The following is a 22951-nucleotide window of genomic DNA, read 5'->3' as shown; positions in this document are numbered from 1 at the left end:
GCCTGCCCGGCGTTTGAGGGCGCGTCGGCGGGGCTATATGGAGCCCGCCCGGCGTTTGAGGGCGCCGCCCGGGGGGTTAGGACGCGGCGTCGGCGGCCTGGGCGCGGAGGGCTCGTTCCACGCCCGAGCGGGACTCCGAGACCAGGCGGCGCAGGGCGGCGTTCGGCTCGGCCTCCGACAGCCACGCGTCCGTCGCGTCCAGCGTCTGCTGGGAGACGAGGAGCGCCGGGTACAGGCCCACCGCGATCTGCTGCGCGATCTCGTGGCTGCGCGAGTCCCACACGTCCTTGACCGCCGCGAAGTACTTCTGCGCGTACGGCGCCAGCAGCTCCCGCTGGTCGGTCTGCACGAAGCCGCCGATCACGGCCTCCTGCACGGCGTTCGGCAGGTCACCGGACTCCACCACCGAGGCCCACGCCTCGGCCTTCGCCTCGGCGGTCGGCCGCGCGGCGCGCGCGGTCGCCGCGTGGCGCTCGCCCGCCGCGGTCTTGTCCCGCTCCAGCTCCGCCGCGATCGCCGCCTCGCCGAGCAGGCCCGTCGCGACCAGCCGCTCCAGGAACGCCCAGCGCAGCTCGGTGTCGACCACGAGGCCGTCGATCTCCGCGTGGCCGTCCAGCAGCGCCGACAGGAAGGTCAGCTGACCCTCGGTGCGGGCCGTCGCCGCGAAGGCGCGGGCCCAGGCGAGCTGGTGGTCGCTGCCGGCCGGAGCCGCGCGCAGGTGCTCCAGCGTGGCCTCGGTCCAGGTCGCCAGGCCGCTCTCGCGCCAGGCCGGGTCGGCGTACAGGTCGATCGCCAGCTTCACCTGGCGGTGCAGCGACTGCACCACGCCGATGTCCGACTCCTTGCCGATGCCCGACAGGACGAGGGCGAGGTAGTCGCGCGCGGCCAGCTCGCCGTCGCGCGTCATGTCCCAGGCCGAGGCCCAGCACAGCGCGCGCGGCAGCGACTCCTGGAAGTCGCCCAGGTGCGCGGTGACCGTGGCGAGCGACAGCTCGTCGAGGCGGACCTTGGCGTAGGACAGGTCGTCGTCGTTGAGCAGGACGACGTCGGGGCGCTGGAGACCGACCAGCTCCGGTACGTCCGTCAGCTCGGCGGCGCTCACGTCCAGCTCGACGCGCCGCTCGCGCAGCAGCCGCCCGCTCTCCCGGTCGATCGAGTAGAAGCCGATCGCGATCCGGTGCGGACGCAGGACCGGCTCGCCCTTGGCGCCGGCGGGCAGCGCCGGGGCCTCCTGGCGGACGGCGAAGGAGGTGATGACGCCGTTGGCGTCGGTCTCGATCGCCGGGCGCAGGATGTTGATGCCGGCCGTCTCCAGCCATGCCTTCGACCAGGTGGTCAGGTCGCGGCCGGAGGTCTCCTCCAGCGCGCCGAGCAGGTCGGACAGGCGGGTGTTGCCGAAGGCGTGGGCCTTGAAGTAGGTCTGGACGCCCTTGAAGAACGGCTCCATGCCGACGTAGGCGACGAGCTGCTTGAGGACCGAGGCGCCCTTGGCGTAGGTGATCCCGTCGAAGTTGACGAGCACGTCGTCCAGGTCACGGATGTCGGCCATGATCGGGTGCGTCGAGGGCAGCTGGTCCTGCCGGTACGCCCAGGTCTTCATGGAGTTGGCGAAGGACGTCCAGGCGTGCGGCCACTTCGAGTCCTCGGCGTAGGCCTGGCAGGCGATCGAGGTGTAGGTCGCGAACGACTCGTTCAGCCACAGGTCGTTCCACCACTCCATGGTGACCAGGTCGCCGAACCACATGTGCGCCAGCTCGTGCAGGATGGTCTCGGCGCGCAGCTCGTACGCCGCGTCGGTCACCTTCGAGCGGAAGACGTACTGGTCACGGATGGTGACCGCGCCCGCGTTCTCCATCGCGCCCGCGTTGAACTCCGGCACGAAGAGCTGGTCGTACTTCGCGAAGGGGTAGTCGTAGGCGAACTTCTCCTGGAACCAGCGGAAGCCCTGCCGGGTCACGTCGAAGATCGCGTCCGCGTCCAGGAACTCGGCGAGCGAGGGGCGGCAGTAGATGCCGAGCGGGACGGACTGGCCGTCGGCGCCCTCGTAGCTGCTGTGGACCGCGTGGTACGGGCCGACGATCAGCGCGGTGATGTAGCTGGAGATCCGCGGGGTCGGCTCGAAGCGCCAGACGTCGTCCTTGACGTCCGCGGCCCCGGCCCCCTCGGAAATGTCCCGCGGGGAGTTCGAGATCACGGTCCAGCCCTCGGGGGCCGTCACGGTGAACTGGAAGGTCGCCTTCAGGTCGGGCTGTTCGAAGCTCGCGAAGACGCGGCGCGCGTCCGGCACCTCGAACTGGGTGTACAGGTACGCCTGCTCGTCGACCGGGTCGACGAAGCGGTGCAGGCCCTCACCGGTGTTGGTGTAGGCGCAGTCGGCGACGACGCGCAGCTCGTTGCGGCCGGCCAGCAGGCCCGGGAGCGCGATCCTGGAATCCTGGAACACGGCGGACGCGTCCAGCGCGGTGCCGTTCAGCACGACCTCGCGGACGGACGGCGCGACCAGGTCGATGAAGGACTCCGCGCCCGCCTCGGACGCCTCGAAGCGCACGGTGGTCGCGGAGCGGAAGGTGCCGCCCTCCTGCGCACCGCTCAGGTCGAGATCGATCTCGTACGAGTCGATGGTCAGCAGCTTCGCGCGCTGCTGGGCTTCTTCGCGGGTCAGATTCGTGCCAGGCACGCGGCATCTCCTTCGATGGTGACGTTGCCCGGCCATCCTTCCATGCGGGCCGCGTCACCGCGTCGGAGTAATCCACGGGCGAACACGGGCGATATCGCCGGGTGTGTCACCCGCCCCGGACGCACCCCCGGGGGCGGCGCCGTGGCGGCGCCGCCCCCGGGATGTGCGCGCGGGATCAGCCACGCAGCTCCTCGGCCACCAGCTCCGCGATCTGGACCGCGTTCAGCGCGGCGCCCTTGCGGAGGTTGTCGTTGGAGAGGAAGAGCGCGAGGCCGTTGTCGACGGTCTCGTCCACGCGGATGCGGCCGACGTACGAGGCGTCCTTGCCCGCCGCCTGGAGCGGGGTCGGGATCTCGGACAGCTCGACGCCCGGGGCGCCGGCCAGCAGCTCGTAGGCGCGCTCGACGCTGATCGGAGCGGCGAAGCGGGCGTTGACCTGGAGCGAGTGGCCCGAGAAGACGGGGACGCGCACGCAGGTGCCGGAGACCTTCAGCTCCGGGATGCCCAGGATCTTGCGGGACTCGTTGCGGAGCTTCTGCTCCTCGTCGGTCTCGAAGGAGCCGTCGTCGACCAGGTTGCCCGCGAGCGGCACGACGTTGTAGGCGATCGGGCGCTTGTAGACGGCCGGCTCGGGGAAGTCCACGGCGCCGCCGTCGAAGGTCAGCTGGTCGGCGGCCTCGGCGACCGCGCAGGCCTGGCCCTTGAGCTCGGCGACGCCCGCCAGGCCCGAGCCGGAGACGGCCTGGTAGGTGGTGGCGACCAGCGCGGTCAGGCCGGCCTCGTCGTGCAGGGGGCGCAGCACCGGCATCGCGGCCATGGTGGTGCAGTTCGGGTTCGCGATGATGCCCTTGGGGCGGTCCTTGATCGCCTGCGGGTTGACCTCGGAGACGACCAGGGGGACCTCGGGGTCGCCGCGCCAGGCGGAGGAGTTGTCGATCACGACGGCGCCCTGCGAGGCGACCTTCTCGGCCAGCGCGCGGGAGGTGGCGCCGCCCGCCGAGAAGAGCACGATGTCCAGGCCGGAGTAGTCGGCCGTGGAGGCGTCCTCGATGGTGATCCGCCGGCCCTCCCACTCCAGGACGGTGCCCGCGGAGCGGGCCGAGGCGAACAGCCGCAGCTCGTCCATCGGGAACTTCCGCTCGGCGAGGATGCCGCGCATGACTCCGCCGACCTGTCCGGTGGCTCCGACGATTCCGACCCTCACGGTGACTCCTCTTGTCCGTACGACGCGGGCGCGCGTGAAGCCATCATGCGTTCGACCCCACGAGCCTTGTCCAATCCATTGTCCGAGGAACGGACGGTGTCCAGATCGTGTACCCCCGTGACGAGTGTGTGGCGGCCGTGTTGCACAGCCACCGAACGTCCGTTTTGTCGGTTCCCGGGTGGCTACGGTCCGGTCTGTCATGACCGATATGCGGACGAGCCGGTCCGCAGGTCGAACCATCGCCCCACACCCGGGAGGAACCCCCGTGCGCGCCCACCGCAACCGCCGGTCCATACCGGCGCTCGCCGCCCTCGCGGCCGCCGCCGTCGCCGCTCCGCTGCTGCTGACCGCCAGCCCGGCCGCCGCCGCCCCCGCGCGCGACGGGAAGCTCGCCAAGGAGCTGGTCGAGGAGGTCACCGCCCGCGGGGCCTACCGCCACCTGGCGAAGTTCCAGCAGATCGCCGACGCCAACGGCGGCAACCGGGCCGCCGGCTCGCCGGGCCACGCGGCCTCCGCCGCCTACGTCCACGACACCCTGAAGAAGGCCGGGTACCAGGTCTCCTACCAGGACTTCGACATCTTCGAGGCGCACACCAAGACGGAGAAGACCATCGTCCTCGGCGCGGACACCCGCGAGCTGGCCACCGCGGCCTTCACCTTCACCAAGTCCACCCCGGCCGGCGGCCTGGTCGCCCCGCTGGCCCTCGCCCGGGTCGACGAGACCCCCGGCTGCGACGCCGCCGACTACCCCGCCGGGGCCTTCGCCGGGAAGATCGCCCTGGTCAAGCGGGGCAGCTGCACCTTCGTGGAGAAGCAGAAGGCGGCCGCCGCGGCCGGTGCGATCGGGGTCATCGTCTACAACCACAGCGGGACCACCCCGGTCCGCGGCGGCTTCTCCTCGCCCGCCGAGGGCGTCATCCCGAGCGCGGGCATCACCCTCGCCGACGGCGAGGCGCTGACCGCGGCCGCCGCCAAGGGCGAGGTGTCGGTGCGCCTGGACCTCGACCAGGAGCACGTGAAGAAGACCACGCGCAACGTGATCGCCGAGACCCGCGGCGGCCGCGCCGACAAGGTGGTCTCGCTCGGCTCCCACCTGGACTCGGTCCCCGAGGGCCCGGGCATCAACGACAACGGCTCCGGCTCGGCCGGTCTGCTGGAGGTCGCCCTCAAGCTGGCCGACGAGGGCGCCAACAAGAAGGGCAAGGGACCCGCGAACAAGGTCCGCTTCGCCTGGTGGTCGGCGGAGGAGCTGGGCCTGCTGGGCTCGGAGCACTACGTGGCCCAGCTGTCCGAGAAGCAGAAGAAGGACATCGCGCTCTACCTGAACTTCGACATGATCGCCTCGCCGAACCCGGTCCAGTTCGTCTACGACGGCGACGACTCGGACAAGGTCGGCGAGGGCGCCGGTCCGGCCGGATCGGCGCAGATCGAGGCGCTGATCAACGGCTTCCTCGACAAGAAGAAGAAGCCGCACGAGGGCAGTGACTTCGACGGCCGCTCCGACTACGGCCCCTTCATCGCGAACGGCATCCCGGCGGGCGGCACCTTCACCGGCGCCGAGGGCATCAAGACCCCCGAGCAGGCCAAGCGGTACGGCGGGACGGCGGGGGCCCCGTACGACCCCAACTACCACGGGGCCGGCGACACCCTGAAGAACCTGGATCTCAAGGTCTTCGACACCAACCTGGACGTCATCGCGTACGCGGTGGGCACCTACGCCCAGGACCTGAGCTCGATCGGCAAGTAGCCGCACGAGAAGGGGGGACGGGGGAACGGGGGAGGGGCGGTGCTCGATGAGCACCGCCCCTCCGTCATGCGGTCATGCGTTCATGCGGTCACGCGTCATGCCGTGATCGGGTCGACCGTTACGGGAGGACCTTCTCGATCTGCACGCTGCCGGTGCCGGCGGCGGTGCCGCGGCCGTTGAGCAGCTGGACCTGGCCGAAGAACTGACGGCCCTCGGGGGCCGCGCTGTTGACCAGGACGTTCGCCGAGACGCTCGCCGAGGCACCGTTGGCGAGGTTCACCTTGGCGGCCTCGTCGACCTGGATGGAGCCCAGGGCGGAGGAGAAGAACACGTCACGGTAGTCGTACGTGGTGGTGCCGGACGGCACCGCGTAGCCGGTGACGATGATCGTGTAGGTGCCGGCGGCCGGGTTGGCCAGGCTCACGGCCTCCTCGGAGTCACCGTCGGCGGAGGAACCGACCTTGACGCCGTTGAGCTGGACCTCGAGGTCCAGGTCGGCGGCGGTGTCGGAGACGCCGCCGATGGCGATGTCCAGACGCGAGACGCCCGCACCGATGGTGACGGTCGAGGTCTGCACCTCGCCGGCCTTGATGGTCGGCTTGGCGACCTTCGCGGAACCGAGCTGGCCGCCCTGGAGCTTGCCGTCGGTGATGGCCGCGCCGTCGTTCTTGACGGTCCACTGGACCGGAGCCGCGGTGCCCTGCTTGACCTCGGGGAGCACCTTGACCGCCGGGTCGAAGCCCGCGCCCAGGACGCTGACGTCCAGCTTGAACGGGTTGTCGAGCAGCGGCGACGTACGGCGCGCCTCGACCTCGATCTCCCAGACGCCGGGCGTCGGGTTGGGGTACGAACGGAGGTCGGGGCGGCAGGTGTTGGCCGGGTTGTCGTAGTTCGGGTAGCACTGCGTCGTCGCGCTGTCCTCGACGCCCACGCCGTACGGGTGGATCGAGATGAAGCGCGTCTGGCTGCCCGCCGCGAGACCACCGAGCGCGACCTCAAGGGTCTTGGCGCCCTGCGGCACGGTGACGAAGTACGACTTGTTGCTGTTGCGCTGCACGGACGAGGTGTCCGAGAGGCCGAAGGACGGCTTCGCCAGCGGGGTCGCCGCGACGACGGTCGTCATGATCTGCTTGTCGATGCCCTCGGTGGTGGCGTCGTCCAGCTGCAGGATGCCGCTGTGCGCGCCGGCCGTCTTGGCGTTGGCCTCGACCTTGATCGTGACGGGCTTGTTCAGCGGCAGGGTGACGTAGTCGTAGCCGCCGACCACCTTGAAGGTGCCGTCGTTGTTGCGCCAGGTCAGGTCGTGGCGGGTGCCGTACTTGACGCCGGTGGTGCGGGTGACGACGACGTCGTAGACCTTCTTCTGGCCGACCTTCAGGCCGCCCTCGCGGTCGTAGAGGCCGGTGCCGAAGCCCGGGGTCTTCAGGAACTGGTCGATCGCGGTGTCGACCGGGGCCTTGACGGCGAAGTCATTGGCCTTCGGAGCGCGCTGGATGGACTCCCACGCGCCACCGATGTTGATCAGGCCGGCGCCCTGCTCGTGCGCGGAGGCCCCGTCGATCTTCTTCGCGGTGCTGGTGAGCGCGATGCGCAGGCTCGCCGGGGTCAGCGCGATGTTGTTCTGCTTGGCGGCCGAGATCAGCAGGGCGCTGGCGCCCGTCGCCTGCGGCGAGGACATCGAGGTGCCCTGGAGCATCGAGTAACCGGCCGGCAGGGTGTAGCCGGCCTCCTTGACCGGGGAGCCGGGCAGCCAGGTCTGGGTGGTGTTGATCGCGGCGCCGGGGGCGGTGATGGTCGGCGTCAGGCCGCCGTCCTCGCGCGGACCGCGCGAGGAGAACGGGAAGAGCGCGTACTTCTTGGTCACGCCGGAGCCGTAGTTGGCGGCCCAGGTCTCCTTGGAGACCGCGGCGCCGACGCTGAGCACCTTGTCGGCGAGGCCGGGGTCACCGATGGTGTTGACGCCCGGGCCCTCGTTGCCCGCGGAGATGACGAGCTGGACGCCGTAGGTGTCGATCAGGCGGGTGTACAGCTCGGACCGCGCGTTGTTGCCGTCGTTCAGCGCCGGCAGGCCGCCGATGGACATGTTGACGATGTCCACGTGGCGGTTGACGACGAGGTCGATCATGCCCTCGGTCAGCGCGATGTTGGTGCAGCCGCCGGTCCAGGAGCAGGCGCGCGAGGAGACGAGCTTCGCGCCGGGGGCCTCACCGTTCATCTTGCCGCCGAACAGGCTGTTCGCCGCGGTGATGCCCGCGACGTGGGTGCCGTGCTCGGACTCGATGATGCCGATGTTGACGAAGTCGGCCTTCTTGCCGACCCAGTCCCCGCCGTACGGGTCCATCGGGACGTCCTTGCGGATCTCGATGGTGAACGGGATCCGCTCGGCGACGTCGGTCGCCGGGTTGTCCGTGCCGAAGTAGCCGATCTGGTAGCCGTCCTTGTACGGCTTCATCGGCTCGTTGTTGGTGAAGTCGCCGTCCTGGTCGGTGTCGACGCGGACGGTGCCGGCCACCTGGTCGTACAGCATGCCGAACTTGTCGGTGGTGTCGCCGTCGCGGTTGACGTCGCCCTTCATGTCACCGGTGGCGGTGATGGACTCGCTGAAGCGGCTCCACTGGTACGAGCCCTCGGGGGCCTTCCAGCTCTGGCCGCCCGCGGTGAAGGAACCGCCGGTCGCGGTCACCGGGGTGATCTGCGGGCGCCAGGTCGCGTCGTTGTCCGCGATCGGGTCGGTCGCCGTCACCCAGTCGACGATCTTGCGCTCGCCGGTGGTGGTCTTCTGGAGCGCGGGGTGACCGAGGTCGACGCCGGAGTCCAGGATGCCGATGGTCACGCCGCGGCCGTCGGCCTGCGGGTTCTGCTTCACGAAGTCGACCGCGCCCGTCTCGAAGGACGGGTTGTACGGGTTCTTCGCGGGGGTGTTCTTGTCGGGCCCGGGGTAGGTCTCGGACGCCGTCTTCTTCGCAGGCGCGTTCTCCTGCTGGGCGTCGGGACGCGGATCCGGCAGCGAGATCTCGTGACGCAGGTCGATGCCGTGCACGGTCGACAGCTTGGCGGCGGCCTTGAGGGCCGCGTCCGCCTTGTCGGTCGGCAGCGTGGCGCGCACGTAGCCGAGCTTGTCGTACGTCTGGCCCACCGAGGCGCCCTGTACGGCGTCCAGCTGCTGGGCCACCTGCTTGGTCTCGCCGGGGGCGGTCGCCACCATCACGGTGACGTTCTTCTCGCCCTTGGCCTGCGCCTGCTGGAGCAGTTCGGCGTCGGCGGAACCGAGCTTCTGGTCCGCGGACTTGACCGCGGCGGAAGCGGCCGGGTCGACGGTGCCACCCGCAGCGAACACGGGCACCGCGCCGGTGGCCGCGAGGGCGGCCACCAGGCCCGCGGCGGCCGCGACGCGTGCGACGCGTCGCGTGCCGGATATGGAGCCGGGGGATTCGAGGGTCATCAGCATCCCTGGATAAGTGAAAGAAACGGTCCGGATTTCGGTGCCGGATGACCGGTCAGCTTGGCGCAAGTGACAGCTGTTTGGGGAGGGTTGTCATTGACCGTGACCTGTCATGGCGGATAGTCGCCACCGCGGGGTATGCGCCACTGGGGGCCTAAGGGGGCAGACCGGTACCAACCGAGGGTGCTGAAGAGGAGATTTGTAGACTCGCTGACCGGATGTCAGCGCATGGACCGCGCCGGGGTGCGTTGCGGGTGTGACAGATTCACGGCCTTCAGCGCTCGCGCGTGCGCGCGTAATGACGGGAGGCCTTCGCCCGGTTCCCGCAGGCGGTCATCGAGCACCAGCGCCGGGTGCCGTTGCGCGAGGTGTCGTAGAAGCGCAGGACGCAGCTCTCCGAGGCGCACTTGCGGATCCGGTCGGGCGCGGCGGTCAGCAGGTCGAGGTAGCCGCGGGCGGCCGTCCAGGCCGGGCCCCAGGCCGGGTCGGCGAACTCGGCCCGCTCGCCCGGCCCTTCGGCGGTCAGTGTGGCCCGGATCCGGCCGTGTTCGAGCACCGCGTCGACCAGCGCGCGGGCCCCCGCGTCGGCGGGGTCCGCGACCGCGCGGGCCAGTGCCTCGCGCGCGGTCAGCAGGTGGATCAGGGTCGGCGGGTCGGCCCGGAAGCGGCTCTCGAGCCCGGTGGAGCGCAGCCAGAGGGCCACTCCCTCCACCCGGGTCAGCCCGGCGGCGCCGGCCCCGGCGAAGAGGTCGGTGAGCACCCCGTCCTGCATCCAGCGGGTGTTCAGCAGGTCCAGGGCGATCGGTTCCCCGGTCAGCGGCCGCGGATCCGTCGTCGTCATGCCTGCTCCTGTGGCCCCTCGAAGGTCGAACTAACCCCTCAAGGATACGTGACCGGTTGACTGTGCTGCTTCTAACCTTTAACTTTGATGTAGAAGGTTAGTCGCTGGAAAGGAACCGGCCATCATGACGACGACCGCCATCAGCGCGCTGCGCACCGGCCACATCGGCCTGAACGTCACCGATCTCGACCGCTCGCTCGGCTTCTACCGGGACGTGCTCGGTTTCGAGCAGCTCGGCGAGGGCAAGGAGGCGGACCGCCGCTACGCCTTCCTCGGCCAGGACGGCGCACTCGTCCTCACGCTCTGGGAGCAGGCGAGCGGCCCCTTCGCCCCGGCCGTCGCCGGACTGCACCACCTGGCCCTGTCGGCGGACACGATCGAGGAGGTGCGGGCGTACGAGGAGCGGCTGCGCGCGCTCGGCGTCGACTTCGCCTACGAGGGGGTCGTCCCCCACGGTGAGGGCGCGGCCTCCGGTGGGATCTTCTTCCACGACCCCGACGGCACCCGGCTGGAGATCTCCGTCCCGGCCGGGGTCGAGGGCGCTCCGGCGCCCGTATCGGCCGCTCCGACCTGCGGTTTCTTCTAGAAAGGGGTACGGGCGTGACGTACCGCCGAGGTTCCTTGGACGTACAGCGGCGCGTGGGTGTCCGGGAGGCCGCCGAGCACGTCGGGCGCTCCGTGGGCAGTGGCATCCGCGAGGTCGCGGCCGTCTTCCTGGAGCAGCAGCCCTTCCTGGTGGTCGGGGCCGCGGACGGGGCGGGGCTGCTGTGGGCCTCGCAGCTCACCGGCCCGCCCGGCTTCGTGCGGGCCACCGGACCGCACCGGATCACGGTGAGCGGCGGGGTCCCCGAGGGCGACCCGCTCGCCGGCGTGCTCGCGATCCCCGGGACCGCCGTGGGCACCATCGCCCTCGACCCGCGGACCCGGCGCCGGATGCGGCTCAACGGGGTCGTGGACGCGGGGGCGGTGGCGGCGGGCCGGTTCAGCGTCGAGGCGGAGCAGGTCTTCGCCAACTGCCCCAAGTACCTGCAGAAGCGGCAGCCGTTGGCGCTGGTGCCGCAGGGGGGCGGGGTCGAGCGGCGCGGGGGAGCGCTCACCCCCGACCAGGAGGCGTGGGTGCGGTCCGCCGACACCTTCTTCGTGGCGACCACCGCCGACGGCGGGGTCGAGGCCAGTCACCGCGGCGGCCGGCCCGGATTCGTCCGGGTGGACGCGCCCGGCGAGCTGTCCTGGCCGGACTATCCCGGCAACGCCATGTTCCTGACCCTGGGCAATCTCGTCACCGACCCGCGGGCCGGGCTGCTCTTCCCGCACTGGGAGAGCGGGGCGCTGCTCCAGCTCAGCGGCCGGGCCCGGACCGAGTACGCGGCCGACGGCTCCCGGACCGTCCGCTTCACCGTGGCCTCGGTGATCGAGAGCCGCCACCCGGGGCGGCTGCGCTGGAGCGGGCCGGAGTACTCCCCGGCCAACCCTCCCGTCGACGCCGGGACCGCCACGGGGGTCGGCCCCGCGTCGGAGGGGGGTCACCGGGGGAGCACGACGAGGTAGGCGGCGGGCTCGCGGTCGGCCGAGGCGGTCAGCGCGGTCCGGACGACCGCGGCCTGCTGCTCGGCGTAATCGCGCAGCTTGCGCGGGGTGATGTGCAGGACGGTCACCCCGAGCCGCTCCAGGGCGTCCCGCTTGCGCGCGCACTCCGACCACTGCTCGTCCTCGCCCTGGCGCGGGGCCCGGGTGTCCAGCTCCACCGCGACCGCCTGGTCGGGCCAGTAGGCGTCCACCCCGCCCAGGTGCGGGCCGCCGGGGACCCGCAGGTCCACGTTCCACACCGGCTCGGGCAGGCCGTACAGGCGCACCAGGTCGTACAGCCGGTCCTCGGCGATGGCCCGGCCCTCCGCCAGCAGCGACTCGACCGCGTCCACCACGTGCGGGCGGTTCAGCAGCCGGGCCACCGTCAACTCCCGGACCAGTGCCGCCGGTTCGCAGTGGCCGCCGCGCACCGCCTCGCTCAGCAGGCGCCGTACGGTCTGGGCGTCCGAGAGCTGGGCGACGGCGTCGGCCACGGCGCGGGCGACCGGGGCCACCGGGAGTCCGGTGACCTCCTGCGGGCGGGGCGGGGTGTGCGAACGGACCACCCGGACGCAGCCGGTGGAGCGGAGCCGGCGGGTGCCGGGGACCAGCACGTCGAGTTGGGGCAGGGCGAGCAGGGTGGGCGCGGAGGTGAACCGGTAGAGCGCGAGCGCCGCGAGCCCCGTGATCATGACCTCGCCGCCGCGGCGGCCCGCGTACAGCAGCGCCGCGTGCAGCCGCTCCTCGCTGGTCGCGGGGCCCGAGTGGAGCAGGAACACCCCGGGCAGGATCTGCTGCCAGGGGCGGCCGGCGGCGTCCGAGGCGGTGACGCCGTGCTCGCGGAGCTCCGCGAGGGTCAGGACGCGGGGGCGGGTGCCGGTGAGGTGCCGGAGGGGGAGGGGCGTGTTGTGGTTCATGAGCCGGGGATTCCGCATCCGGCGGCCCCGCTAACCGCTGTTACACGCTCGTCGACAAACCGGGACAAGCCAGGGCTAAAGTACGGGCGTTCGACTGTCGATAGGGCCCCCACCTCCAGCCCGCTCGACGAGGTTGGCTCTCTGCGGTGTCGAAGGAGGCGTCGATGAGCTTCTCGATTCGACGCCCCGGTAGCCGGGCTCGGCATGCCAGTACCGCCCCCTTCTCCTGACGCGCTGCCTTTTCGCTGGTCGGAGGGCCTACGGGGCAACCGGTCAGATATGGCCGGTCTGGCGGCCTGGTCGCAGGGGGGCGGCCCGGCCAGTCTCGGAGGCGACGACCGGATCGAATCGTTCCGAAGACAGGGACCCCCATGCCGATGACCGTGCCCTCCGCCTGGCCGGAGGTCACCGCCCTCACCGAGCCCGCTCTGCCGGACCGGATCGACGACGTCCGTCCAGGTGACATGAACCGATCCAACCCAATGAAGGACATCATGACCGAACCACTGCCCTCGGACATCCAAGTGACCGCTGACCAGGCCGGCTTGGGCGCACATGGGCGCAGCTACGGAGATACCCGGGGCAAGGACTTCATCCAACGCCTGGACGTGTTCGAGAACGGCATCGCGGTCCGGGCCAAGGACGGCACGTGCCTGGCCATCACCTGGCCCGAACTGAAGATGTATGAATCCGCCACCAGCCTGTACGGCAATGTTTCACACTTCTACAACTTCGAGGACTACAAGGGCCACAACTTTCCCATCAACGCGTCCTGGAAGAAGTCCGACGAAATGGCCCAGGTGCTCCGCGTCGCCATCGCCGACTCATGGGTACCCGGCGCGCTGTCCAGCATCGCGGAAGGCAGGCCCTGGATCTTCGTGTCCGATCCCGCGAAACCCGCGTACAAGCTGGCGCTGGGCCGGGAAGGGATAATCTTCGGCACGGTAACGCTCCCCTGGGACCGCATCCAGTACGTACGACTGAGCAGCGGCAACCTGGTCATCAAGAGGCACAAGAAGTTCCGGCCCGCCGTGTACCCGTCGGGTTGGATTCCGAACGTCTACAGCTTCATGCGCATAGCCGAGACCCTGCACGCCGGCTAGAGCGCGCGGCCGTCCCCGCACGAGGCCCGGCGTTCGAGGGCGTCTGTGAGTCCCGCCCGGGGGTCGGGCGTTGCCTCCGGCGGCGCCTCAAACGCCGGCGGGGCTGGTTTTGTGGCCGCCCACCTCCAGCCGGCCCGGCAAGGGCGTCTGCGAGCCGCGACCACCTCCAGCCGGCCCGGCGAGGGCGTCTTTGAGCCGCGCCCACGTCCAGCCGGCCCGGCGTTTGAGGGCATCTTTAAGCCGCGCCCACCCCTAGCCCGCCCGGCGTTTGAGGGCGTCTTGGGTGGCGCCCGGGGTCGGGCGTTGCCTCCGGCGGCGCCTCAAACGCCGGCGGGGCTGGATTTGTGGCCGCCCACCCCTAGCCCGCCCGGCGTTTGAGGGCGTCTGTGAGCTGCGCCCACCCCTAGCCGGCCCGGCGTTTGAGGGCATCTTTAAGCCGCGCTCATCCCCAGCCCGCCCGGAGTTTGAGGGCGGGTTGCCTTTGGTGGGGCCTCGAACGCCGGCGGGGCTGGATTGCGGCCGCCGGTGTTCGAGGGGTGGGGTCAGGACTGGGAGGCCGCGTCGCAGAGCTGGGCGCGCAGGGCGCGGGACAGGTCGTCGCGGGCCTCCAGGACCAGCCGGCGCAGCGCCGGCGCCGCGTCGGCGTGCTCCGTCAGCCACGCGTCCGCGAGGGCCAGCGTCGCGTCCGTGTCCTGGAGCGCGGGGAACAGCCCGCGGACCACGTCCATGCCGATCTGGATCGACCGCTCGCTCCAGACCCGCTCGATCGCATCGAAGTACCGCTGCGCGTACGGCGCCAGCAGCTCCCGCTGCGAGGACTGCTGCATCCCCGAGATCGTCGCCTCGACCAGCGCGTTCGACAGGGCGTCCGACTCCACCACCACGGCCCACGCCTGCGCCTTGACGGCCTCCGACGGCCGCGCCGCCAGGCACCGCACCTGGTGCCGCCGCCCCGAGGCCGTGTCGTCGCGGGTCAGTTCGGCGGCCAGCACGCCCTCGTCCACCGCGCCGTGCGCGCTCAGCGGCAGCAGGAAGTCCCAGCGCAGCTCCTGGTCCACCTCCAGCCCGTCGATCCGCGCGCTGCCGTCGAGCAGCCCCAGCAGCAGCTGGTAGTCCCCCTCGGTCGTCGCACCGGCCGCGAAGAAGCGGGCCCAGGTCAGCTGGTGCTCCGAGCCCGGCTCGGCCAGCCGCAGCTCCTGCAGCGCGCAGGCCGCCAGCACCCGGCCGCCCTGCTCGCGCCACTCCGGCGCGCCGTAGTGGGTGACCGCGCTCTGCGCCTGCGCGTGCAGCATCTGGAGCACGCCGACGTCCGTCTCGCGGCCCGCGTGGGCCAGGACCAGCCCGAGGAAGTCCCGCGCGGGCATCAGCGCGTCGCGCGTCAGGTTCCACAGCGCCGACCAGCACATCGCCCGCGCCAGCGGGTCGGTCAGGTCACCGAGGTGCGCGCGCAGCGTGGCCAGCGAGCCCTCGTCGAAGCGGATCTTGCAGTAGGTCAGGTCGTCGTCGTTGACCAGGATCAGGTCGGGCCGCTCGGCACCCGCCAGCTCCGCGACCACCGTGCGGGCGCCCGCGACGTCGGCCTCGGTGCGCGCGTAGCGGACCAGGGTGCTGTCCTGCAGCCGGTAGAGGCCGATCGCCACCCGGTGCGGGCGCAGTTCGTCGCCCTCCTGGAGCACGGCGAGCTCGGTGATCCGTCCGGCCGCGTCGTAGGTCACCAGCGGGGTCAGCGCGTTCACGCCGGCCGTCTGGAGCCAGGCCCGCGACCACTGCGCCATGTCCCGGCCGGAGACCTCGGCCAGCACCGTCAGCAGGTCGTCGAGGGTGGTGTTGCCGTAGGCGTTGGCCTTGAAGTAGCGGCGCGCGCCTTCGAGGAAGGCGTCCCGGCCGACGTAGGCGACGAGCTGCTTGAGCACGGCCGCGCCCTTGGCGTACGTGATGCCGTCGAAGTTCAGCTTCGCGTCCTCCAGGTCACGGATGTCGGCCGTGATCGGGTGCGTGGACGGCAGCTGGTCGGCCCGGTAGGCCCAGGCCTTGCGGTTGTTGGCGAAGGTGACCCAGCCGTTGTCGAAGCGGGTCGCCTCGACCATCGAGAAGGTGCCCATGAAGTCCGCGAAGGACTCCTTGAGCCACAGGTCGTCCCACCACTTCATGGTGACCAGGTCGCCGAACCACATGTGCGCCATCTCGTGCAGGATGACGTTCGCGCGCCGCTCGTAGGAGGCCCGGGTGACCTTCCCGCGGAAGATGTACTCCTCGCGGAAGGTGACCATCCCCGGGTTCTCCATGGCGCCCAGGTTGTACTCCGGCACGAAGGCCTGGTCGTACTTGCCGAAGGGGTACGGGAAGTCGAAGTGCTCGTGGAAGAAGTCGAAGCCCTGCTTGGTGACCAGGAAGACGTCGTCCGCGTCGAAGTGCTTGGCCAGCCCCTTGCGGCACATCGCACCGAGCGGGATCGTCAGGTCCCCGCGCGTGTAGGTGTCCGTGACGTAGTGGTAGGGACCCGCGACCACGCAGGTGATGTACGTCGAGATCGGCGCGGTCTCGGCGAAGCGGCGGGTGTTGCCCTCGCGGGACTCCTCCGCGCCGTTGCTCCAGACCTGCCAGCCCTCGGGCGCCGTCACCTCGAAGCGGTAGGGGGCCTTCAGGTCGGGCTGTTCGAAGTTCGCGTACACCCGCCGGGCGTCGGCCGGCTCGTACTGGGTGTAGAGGTAGACCTCGCCGTCCTCCGGGTCGACGAAGCGGTGCATGCCCTCACCGGTCCGGCTGTAGGCGCAGTTGGCGTCCACGACCAGCACGTTCTCGCTGGCCAGGTCCGCCAGCGCGATCCGCGAGCCGTCGAAGACGGCGGCCGCGTCGAGGGCGGTGCCGTTGAGGGTGACCGCGTTCACCGAGGGGGCGATCAGGTCCGCGAAGGTGGCGGCGCCGGGCACCGCGGAGCGGAAGCGGATCGTCGTCACCGAGCGGAAGGTCCGTGGCCCCTCGGCCGGTTCGCTCTCGTCCACGGCGGACCGCAGGTCGAGGACGACCTCGTACCCCTGGACGGACAGCAGCTCGGCCCGCTCACGGGCCTCGTCGCGGGACAGGTTTTCACCGGACACGGGCACTCCTTCGTGCGTGTTCACGTGTTCACGTTTTCGGTTCGAATCCTCCCACGGGGAATGCGTCCGGCCGTCGGGCGGTTGCGACGGTGAGCGCGCCCCCGGGTGCGCCCCCCGATCCGCCCCCAGCCGTGTCCCCGAGGACCGCCGTCACGAGGAGAGTCATGCCCGACACCCAGGTGCCCGAGAAGACCCCGGTCGACTTCTGGTTCGACCCGCTCTGCCCCTGGGCCTGGATGACCTCCCGCTGGATGCTGGAGGTCGAGAAGGTCCGCGACATCGAGGTCCGCTGGCACGTCATGAGCCTCGCCGTGCTGAACGAGAACAAGCTCGACGAGCTGCCCGAGCGCTACCGCGACCTGCTCGGCCCCAAGGGCCTGGAGCCGGTCCGCGTGGTCGTCGCGGCCCAGCAGAAGCACGGCAGCGAGGTCACCGGCAAGCTGTACACGGCGCTGGGCACCCGCTTCCACAACGAGGACCAGGGAGCCGGCCGCGAGACCATAGCCGCCGCCCTCGCCGACGTCGGCCTCCCGGCCGAGCTGATCGAGTACGCCGACTCGGACGAGTTCGACGAGATCCTGCGCGCCTCCCACAACAACGGCATAGACCGGGTCGGCCAGGAGGTCGGTACGCCGGTCATCTCGGTGCCCGGCGCCGACGGCGAGGACGTGGCCTTCTTCGGCCCGGTCGTCACCCCGGCCCCGCGCGGCGAGGCCGCGGCCCGGCTGTGGGACGGCACCCTGCTGGTGGCCTCCACGCCCGGCTTCTTCGAGATCAAGCGGACCCGTACGGTCGGCCCGAACTTCGGCTGACCGCACGGCCGAGTAGCAGCCGCCCGGTTCCTCCCTTACCGTCCCGTTATGGGGACTGGGCAGGCCGGGCGGCCGGGTACGGACACGGTGGTGCTGGGCCGCGACGGAGGCCGGGCGGACCCGCACCAGCCGAACGGGAACGCGCCCCACGGCAGCCTCCCGGCCCGCCCGCGCGACCGGGTGCTGCGCGCCGCCGCGCTCGCCGTACCCCCGCTGTGGACCGCGCTCGGGGTCCGGCACGCCGCGGGGACCCTGCGCCACTACCTGCGGGGTACGGGGCGCCCGTACCGGGTCGACGCGCGGGCGCTGCTGGCCGTGCCCGTCGTACGGGCGGAGGTCGACCGGCGGCTCGCGCAGTGGCGCGCGGACGCCAGGGCCGTGGGCGAGCCGGGGGCGTACGCGGCGGACAGCGGCTGGCGCGGGGTGCTCATCACCCGGCGCGGCAGCGCGGACTGGTGGCTGGCGCTGCGCGGGGCCGAGTACCGGATCAGCGGCACGGTCCGGGTGCACGGGGACGGGTCGGTGGTCACCGACTACCGCTTCCAGATCCACAAGAGCTGGAACTTCGACCACGGCGAGTCGGAGTTCGGCATCCCCTTCACGCCCTTCGCCCGGCTGCACGAGACCGGCCTGGCGCACGAGTTCACGGCGGTCGGTGAGGTGGACGGGCTGGTGGACGCGGCGGGTCCGGCGGGTCCGGCGGGTCCGCCGGACGCGGAAGGCCCCCGCGAGTCATGTCCTCGCGAGGGCCCTCCGGTGGAAACGTCCGCAAGTGAAGGGTGAGAAGACGATCACGAGGCGGACGGCTCAGTGGCTGATCAGCCCTTGGCCGGGATCAGCAGCGGGGTGTTCGCCTTGGCGTCGGCGAAGCGCTTGGCCACGTCCTGCCAGTTGACGACCTTCCACATGGCCTCGATGAAGTCCACCTTCTGGTTCTTGTACTGAAGGTAGAAGGCGTGCTCCCAGGCGTCGAAGACCAGGATCGGCACGGAGGCCGCGCCCACGTTGCCCTGGTGGTCGTAGATCTGCTCGACGATCAGGCGGCCGCTGACGGGCTCGTACGCGAGCACGCCCCAGCCGGAGCCCTGCGTCGCGGAGGACGCGAAGGTGAGCTGCTTGCGGAACTTCTCGAACGACCCGAAGGACTCGGTGATGGCGTCCGCGAGGTCGCCGAGGCCGTCCTTCTCGTCCGGGACGCCGCCGCCCTCGTCCGTCTTCGGGTTGGCCATGTTGTGCCAGTAGATGCTGTGCAGGATGTGGCCGGAGAGGTGGAACGCGAGGTTCTTCTCCAGGCCGTTCAGCGCGCCCCAGTTCTCCTTGTCGCGCGCCTCGGCCAGCTGCTCCAGCGTGGTGTTGGCGCCCGCGACGTAGGCGGCGTGGTGCTTGTCGTGGTGCAGCTCGATGATCTGCGGGTTGATCACCGGCTCCAGCGCCGCGTAGTCGTACGGCAGCTCAGGAAGCGTGTAGATGGCCATGCGGGTATCCGGTCCCCTCAGTGTTCTTATTGCAACACTTGCGCAACTGCACGCTAGCAGCATCTATTTCCGCAGGCAGCTAAGGGTCACCTGCCTTGACGGGACCCCGGGTACGCCGAAGGCCGGGTCCACGCATGCGCGCGAACCCGGCCTCGGAGGGATGGTGTGAGGGACCGTCACCCGGCCGCGCGGGCCGCCGCCGCGCGCTGGCGGACGTATCCGGTGAGCGCGAGGGCGACCGTGAGTCCGCCGGTGAACAGGACCTGGATCCGGGTGTCCTCGCCCGCGGCCATCAGGACCAGCACCCCGGCCACCCCGGCCAGGGCCACCCAGGTCAGGTAGGGGAAGCCCCACATCCGCACGACGAGCTTGCGCGGATCCTCGCGCTCCGTGCGCCGGCGCAGCACGAACTGGGAGACGGCGATGAAGCCCCAGACGATCAGGATCACTCCGCCGACCATGTTCAGCAGCCAGGCGAACAGGGTCTCCGGGTACCAGTAGGACAGCAGCACGGTGACGAAGCCGAAGCCCGAGGAGGCGAGGACCGCGCGGCGCGGCACCCGGTGGGTGAGCTTGCCCAGCGCCTTGGGCCCCTGGCCGCGGGAGACCAGGGAGTAGGCCATGCGGGACGAGCCGTAGATGTTGGCGTTCATCGCGGACAGCAGCGCGATCAGGATGACCACGTTCATGACCTGGCCGGCGGCGGGGATGCCCAGGTGGTCCAGGGTGGCGGCGTAGGGGCCGTGTTCGGTGACGGCCGGGTCGTTCCACGGCAGCAGCGTCACGATCACCAGCATCGAGCCGACGTAGACGATCGCGATCCGCCACATGGTGGTCTTCACGGCCTTGGCGACGCCCCGGACCGGGTCCTCGGACTCGGCGGCGGCGATGGTCACCGTCTCCAGGCCGCCGTAGGCGACGACCGAGGCCAGCAGGCCGACGAGCAGCCCGTCCACGCCGTTCGGCAGGAGGCCGCCGTCGTGCACCAGGTTCGCGGTGCCGGGGGAGGAGGTGCCGGGCAGGACGCCGAGGACGGCGAGCACGCCCAGGCCCAGGAAGAGCGCGATGGCGCCGATCTTGAGCGCCGAGAACCAGAACTCGAACTCGCCGAAGTTGGCGACGGCGCCCAGGTTGGAGCCGCAGAACACCGCCATGAAGATCAGCACCCACATCCACGAGGGGGTGCCCGGGAGCCAGCCCGTCACGATGTGCGCCGCGCCGATGGCCTCGATGGCCACGCCGACGCACAGCAGGATCCAGAACATCCAGCCGGCGGTGAAACCGGCCCACGGGCCGATCGCGCGCTCGGCGTGCACCGAGAAGGAACCGGAGGCGGGGTTCGCGGCGGACATCTCGCCGAGCATCCGCATCACGAACATCACGAGCAGTCCGGACACCGCGTAGGCGAGCACGATCGAGGGCCCGGCGGCGGCGATCCCCGCCCCGGAGCCCACGAAGAGGCCGGCTCCGATGACTCCGCCGAGGGCGATCATCGAGAGGTGGCGCTGCTTGAGGCCGTTGCCGAGGGGGGATCCGGTGGGATCCCCGGGCGTCCGGTCCTCTTGCTGCTCGGGCGGTGTGGCGGTGCTCTGGCTCATCAGGGTGTGCCTGTCCGGTGTGCGGGTGGACGGGGTGAGGTGCACCAGTTTGCCTACCGTCCGTTTATCGGACGTTCCCCGTCCACGATGTGGACGCCCTCTTCACCCGAAGTGATCATCCACCCGCGACCGTGCCATCAGGAGCGGGCGGCCCGCAGTTCGCGCGCCCCCGCGACGAGCAGGACGACGAGGGCCGCACCGCCCGACCACAGGAGCTGCGGGCGCGCGTCGTCGTCGAAGAGCATGAGGACGAGGACGGCCGCCATGCCGGCGAGCGCGAACCAGGTCAGGTACGGGAAGCACCACATCCGCAGGGTCAGCCGGTCCGGCATCTCCCGCTCGATCCGGCGGCGCAGCTTCAGCTGCGAGACGGCGATCAGTGCCCACACGAAGAGGAGCACGGCGCCGACGGCGTTGAGCATGTAGAGGAAGACCGTGTCGGGCCACAGCAGGTTCAGGACGACGGAGACGAAGCCGAAGGTGACCGACGCGAAGACCGCGCGCCGCGGCACCCCGCCCCGCGAGACGGTCAGGAGCGCCTTGGGCGCCTCGCCGCGCTCCGCGAGGGAGAAGACCATGCGCGAGGAGCCGTAGAGGTTGGCGTTCAGGGCGGACAGGAGGGCCACGAACACGACGATGTTCATGATCTGTCCGGCGCCGGGGATGCCGATGGAGTCGAGGACGGCGACGTAGGGGCTCTCGCCGGGCTTCATCGAGTCCCAGGGGAGCAGGGTGACGATGACGAGCATGGAGCCGATGTAGAAGAAGAGGATGCGCCACACCGCGCTGCGCACGGCGCGCGAGACCGAACGGGCGGGGTCGTCGGATTCGGCGGCGGCGATGGTGACGACCTCGAGGCCGCCGAAGGCGAAGACGACGGCGAGCATGCCGGCGATGACTCCGCTGAAGCCGTGGGGCGCGAAGCCGCCCTGACCGCTCAGGTTGGTCAGCCCGATGGGGTCGGTGTCCGGGAGGAGGCCGAAGATCGCCAGGGTGGACAGGACGAGGAAGAGGACGATCGCGCCGACCTTGAGGGTGGCGAACCAGAACTCGAACTCGCCGAAGTTGCGCACGGCGGCGAGGTTGCTCGCGGTGAAGACCACCATGAAGATCAGCACCCAGGCCCACTGGGCGATCTCCGGTACCCAGCCGTTCGCGATCTTCGCGGCGCCGGTGGCCTCCACGGCCAGGACCACGACGAGCAGGAACCAGTACAGCCAGCCCGCGGAGAATCCGGCCCAACGGCCCAGTGCCCGCTCGGCGTGCACCGAGAACGAGCCCGAGGCGGGCATGGCGGCCGACATCTCGCCGAGCATCCGCATCACCAGCATCGCGAGGACGCCCGCGAGCAGGTAGGACACGATGATCGCGGGACCGGCGATGGTGATGCCCGCGCCCGAACCGACGAAGAGCCCGGCGCCGATCACGCCGCCCAGGCCCAGCATGGTCAGATGGCGCTGCTTGAGCCCGTGGCCGAGGGGCTCCTGGGGGAGATCAGGCAGGGGTGCTTGTGACATCTCCACAGTGTCCCCGAGCGGGCCGGGGCCACGCAAAACGGTTTACTTATGGCTAAAAATAGCGGTGACGCAGGTCACTTCGCCGGCTGTGGGGGTGGCGATGACCGCCCGCCTTTGTGGATTCCCCACCAAGTAGGGGATCACTGCTTTGTCTCTGCGCGACGCTGAACGGTCGGGGGGCACGGGACTAACGTCACCTTGTCCCCACCGTCCTGCCCCGCAGCACCCGAACCCCCGGAGTCCCGATGAGCACCGCTTCCGTTCCGACGACCGCCGCCTTCCGGCCCGGTGCCGTCCTCGCCGACCTGCTCCCCGCGAGCCGGGTCCGCGACATCGCGCTCGTCGTCGGCGGGGCCGCGCTGACCGGCCTCGCCGCGCAGATCGCCGTACCGGTCCCCGGCTCGCCGGTCCCGGTCACCGGGCAGACCTTCGCGGCCCTGCTCGTCGGCACCGCCTTCGGCGCCCGCCGCGGCTTCCTCTCGCTCGCGCTCTACGCCCTGGTCGGCGCGGCCGGGATGCCCTGGTTCGCGAACGGCACCTCGGGTGCGGGCGGCGCCTCCTTCGGCTACGTGCTGGGCATGCTGCTCGCCGCGACCGTCGTCGGGGCCCTCGCCCGCCGCGGCGCCGACCGGTCGGTGGTGCGCACCGCCCTGACGATGGCCGCGGGCTCCGCGGTGATCTACGCCGTGGGCGTCCCGTACCTCGCCCTGTCCACCGGGATGTCCTTCGGCGCGGCCGTCGCCGCGGGCCTGACCCCGTTCCTGATCGGCGACGCGCTCAAGGCCGTCCTCGCCATGGGGCTGCTCCCGGCCGCCTGGAAGCTGGTCGGCCGCGGCTGATCCCCGCACCGGCCCCCGAAAGCGGGGGGGGGGGGGGGGGGGGGGGGGGGGGGGGGGGGGGGGGGGGGGGGGGGGGGGGGGGGGGGGGGGGGGGGGGGGGGGGGGGGGGGGGGGG

16 protein-coding genes are annotated in these 22951 nt (G+C 71.1%); 7 read left to right on the top strand and 9 right to left on the bottom strand.

The window, feature by feature from the left end; translation table 11 throughout:
• Positions 1 to 76: 76 nt before the first annotated feature.
• Positions 77 to 2677 carry an aminopeptidase N gene (gene pepN, locus ACZ4UB_RS33910; protein ID WP_468076252.1) on the bottom strand — a complete coding sequence of 867 codons (2601 nt, stop codon included), beginning with the start codon at positions 2675 to 2677 and terminating at the stop codon, positions 77 to 79.
• A gap of 175 nt (positions 2678 to 2852) precedes the next feature.
• Positions 2853 to 3881, bottom strand: a complete 1029-nt coding sequence (locus tag ACZ4UB_RS33905; RefSeq protein ID WP_468076250.1) for an aspartate-semialdehyde dehydrogenase — start codon at positions 3879 to 3881, stop codon at positions 2853 to 2855.
• 265 nt (positions 3882 to 4146) lie between these two features.
• On the opposite strand from ACZ4UB_RS33905, the gene ACZ4UB_RS33900 reads away from it, so the two are divergent.
• On the top strand, positions 4147 to 5628 hold the full coding sequence (locus ACZ4UB_RS33900) for a M28 family metallopeptidase (protein WP_468076248.1): 1482 nt from the start codon (positions 4147 to 4149) through the stop codon (positions 5626 to 5628).
• A 118-nt stretch (positions 5629 to 5746) separates the two neighbouring features.
• Here the strand turns inward: ACZ4UB_RS33900 and ACZ4UB_RS33895 are convergent, their stop codons facing one another.
• Together ACZ4UB_RS33895 and ACZ4UB_RS33890 are read right to left on the bottom strand one after the other, a co-directional pair.
• The gene (locus ACZ4UB_RS33895; protein WP_468076246.1) at positions 5747 to 9070 is read right to left on the bottom strand and encodes a S8 family serine peptidase; all 3324 of its coding nucleotides are present in this window, start codon (positions 9068 to 9070) and stop codon (positions 5747 to 5749) included.
• Between the two features lie 274 nt (positions 9071 to 9344).
• A complete protein-coding gene (locus ACZ4UB_RS33890) occupies positions 9345 to 9911 on the bottom strand; it encodes a CGNR zinc finger domain-containing protein (protein ID WP_468076244.1) in 567 nt (188 codons plus the stop codon).
• A gap of 124 nt (positions 9912 to 10035) precedes the next feature.
• Between ACZ4UB_RS33890 and ACZ4UB_RS33885 the strand changes: the two genes are divergently transcribed.
• Complete coding sequence (locus ACZ4UB_RS33885) at positions 10036 to 10497, top strand: VOC family protein (protein ID WP_468076242.1); 462 nt, start codon at positions 10036 to 10038, stop codon at positions 10495 to 10497.
• A 14-nt stretch (positions 10498 to 10511) separates the two neighbouring features.
• Positions 10512 to 11459, top strand: coding sequence for a pyridoxamine 5'-phosphate oxidase family protein (locus ACZ4UB_RS33880; protein WP_468076240.1), 948 nt, complete (start codon positions 10512 to 10514; stop codon positions 11457 to 11459).
• Here the strand turns inward: ACZ4UB_RS33880 and ACZ4UB_RS33875 are convergent.
• Positions 11435 to 12394, bottom strand: coding sequence for a hypothetical protein (locus ACZ4UB_RS33875; protein ID WP_468076238.1), 960 nt, complete (start codon positions 12392 to 12394; stop codon positions 11435 to 11437). The two genes, ACZ4UB_RS33880 and ACZ4UB_RS33875, sit on opposite strands and share 25 nt — an antisense overlap.
• Positions 12395 to 12765: 371 nt before the next feature.
• Here ACZ4UB_RS33875 and ACZ4UB_RS33870 point away from each other — a divergent pair, with 371 nt between their 5' ends.
• A complete protein-coding gene (locus tag ACZ4UB_RS33870; protein WP_468076236.1) occupies positions 12766 to 13497 on the top strand; it encodes a hypothetical protein in 732 nt (243 codons plus the stop codon).
• Between the two features lie 542 nt (positions 13498 to 14039).
• Here the strand turns inward: ACZ4UB_RS33870 and pepN (ACZ4UB_RS33865) are convergent.
• Complete coding sequence (pepN, locus tag ACZ4UB_RS33865; protein WP_468076234.1) at positions 14040 to 16595, bottom strand: aminopeptidase N; 2556 nt, start codon at positions 16593 to 16595, stop codon at positions 14040 to 14042.
• Between the two features lie 164 nt (positions 16596 to 16759).
• Here pepN (ACZ4UB_RS33865) and ACZ4UB_RS33860 point away from each other — a divergent pair, with 164 nt between their 5' ends.
• Together ACZ4UB_RS33860 and ACZ4UB_RS33855 are read left to right on the top strand one after the other, a co-directional pair.
• Positions 16760 to 17407, top strand: a complete 648-nt coding sequence (locus ACZ4UB_RS33860) for a mycothiol-dependent nitroreductase Rv2466c family protein (protein ID WP_354380272.1) — start codon at positions 16760 to 16762, stop codon at positions 17405 to 17407.
• Positions 17408 to 17455: 48 nt separating this feature from the next.
• Entirely contained in the window at positions 17456 to 18190 is a 735-nt protein-coding gene (locus ACZ4UB_RS33855) for a hypothetical protein (protein ID WP_468076232.1), read from the top strand.
• 35 nt (positions 18191 to 18225) lie between these two features.
• Here ACZ4UB_RS33855 and ACZ4UB_RS33850 read toward each other — a convergent pair whose 3' ends face one another.
• The 3 genes from ACZ4UB_RS33850 to ACZ4UB_RS33840 form a co-directional block, all read right to left on the bottom strand.
• The gene (locus ACZ4UB_RS33850; RefSeq protein ID WP_354380270.1) at positions 18226 to 18882 is read right to left on the bottom strand and encodes a superoxide dismutase; all 657 of its coding nucleotides are present in this window, start codon (positions 18880 to 18882) and stop codon (positions 18226 to 18228) included.
• 176 nt (positions 18883 to 19058) lie between these two features.
• A complete protein-coding gene (locus ACZ4UB_RS33845; RefSeq protein WP_468076230.1) occupies positions 19059 to 20480 on the bottom strand; it encodes an amino acid permease in 1422 nt (473 codons plus the stop codon).
• A 137-nt stretch (positions 20481 to 20617) separates the two neighbouring features.
• Positions 20618 to 21997, bottom strand: coding sequence for an amino acid permease (locus ACZ4UB_RS33840; RefSeq protein WP_468076228.1), 1380 nt, complete (start codon positions 21995 to 21997; stop codon positions 20618 to 20620).
• A 245-nt stretch (positions 21998 to 22242) separates the two neighbouring features.
• On the opposite strand from ACZ4UB_RS33840, the gene ACZ4UB_RS33835 reads away from it, so the two are divergent.
• Positions 22243 to 22836: a biotin transporter BioY gene (locus ACZ4UB_RS33835; protein WP_354380267.1), complete on the top strand. Its 594-nt coding sequence runs from the start codon at positions 22243 to 22245 to the stop codon at positions 22834 to 22836.
• Positions 22837 to 22951: the final 115 nt, after the last annotated feature.

The organism is Streptomyces sp. NPDC028419 (assembly GCF_055565515.1).
Note: the sequence above shows the minus strand (reverse complement) of the source record. Positions and strands in the feature narration are given on the sequence as shown.

What these genes read in the sequence shown, in the direction of transcription:
- ACZ4UB_RS33895 (WP_468076246.1), bottom strand. Translation starts at nt 9,070, where the DNA reads ATGACCCTCGAATCCCCCGGCTCCATATCCGGCACGCGACGCGTCGCA.
- ACZ4UB_RS33890 (WP_468076244.1), bottom strand. Translation starts at nt 9,911, where the DNA reads ATGACGACGACGGATCCGCGGCCGCTGACCGGGGAACCGATCGCCCTG.
- ACZ4UB_RS33885 (WP_468076242.1), top strand. Translation starts at nt 10,036, where the DNA reads ATGACGACGACCGCCATCAGCGCGCTGCGCACCGGCCACATCGGCCTG.
- ACZ4UB_RS33875 (WP_468076238.1), bottom strand. Translation starts at nt 12,394, where the DNA reads ATGAACCACAACACGCCCCTCCCCCTCCGGCACCTCACCGGCACCCGC.
- ACZ4UB_RS33870 (WP_468076236.1), top strand. Translation starts at nt 12,766, where the DNA reads ATGCCGATGACCGTGCCCTCCGCCTGGCCGGAGGTCACCGCCCTCACC.
- ACZ4UB_RS33860 (WP_354380272.1), top strand. Translation starts at nt 16,760, where the DNA reads ATGCCCGACACCCAGGTGCCCGAGAAGACCCCGGTCGACTTCTGGTTC.
- ACZ4UB_RS33855 (WP_468076232.1), top strand. Translation starts at nt 17,456, where the DNA reads ATGGGGACTGGGCAGGCCGGGCGGCCGGGTACGGACACGGTGGTGCTG.
- ACZ4UB_RS33850 (WP_354380270.1), bottom strand. Translation starts at nt 18,882, where the DNA reads ATGGCCATCTACACGCTTCCTGAGCTGCCGTACGACTACGCGGCGCTG.
- ACZ4UB_RS33845 (WP_468076230.1), bottom strand. Translation starts at nt 20,480, where the DNA reads ATGAGCCAGAGCACCGCCACACCGCCCGAGCAGCAAGAGGACCGGACG.
- ACZ4UB_RS33840 (WP_468076228.1), bottom strand. Translation starts at nt 21,997, where the DNA reads ATGTCACAAGCACCCCTGCCTGATCTCCCCCAGGAGCCCCTCGGCCAC.
- ACZ4UB_RS33835 (WP_354380267.1), top strand. Translation starts at nt 22,243, where the DNA reads ATGAGCACCGCTTCCGTTCCGACGACCGCCGCCTTCCGGCCCGGTGCC.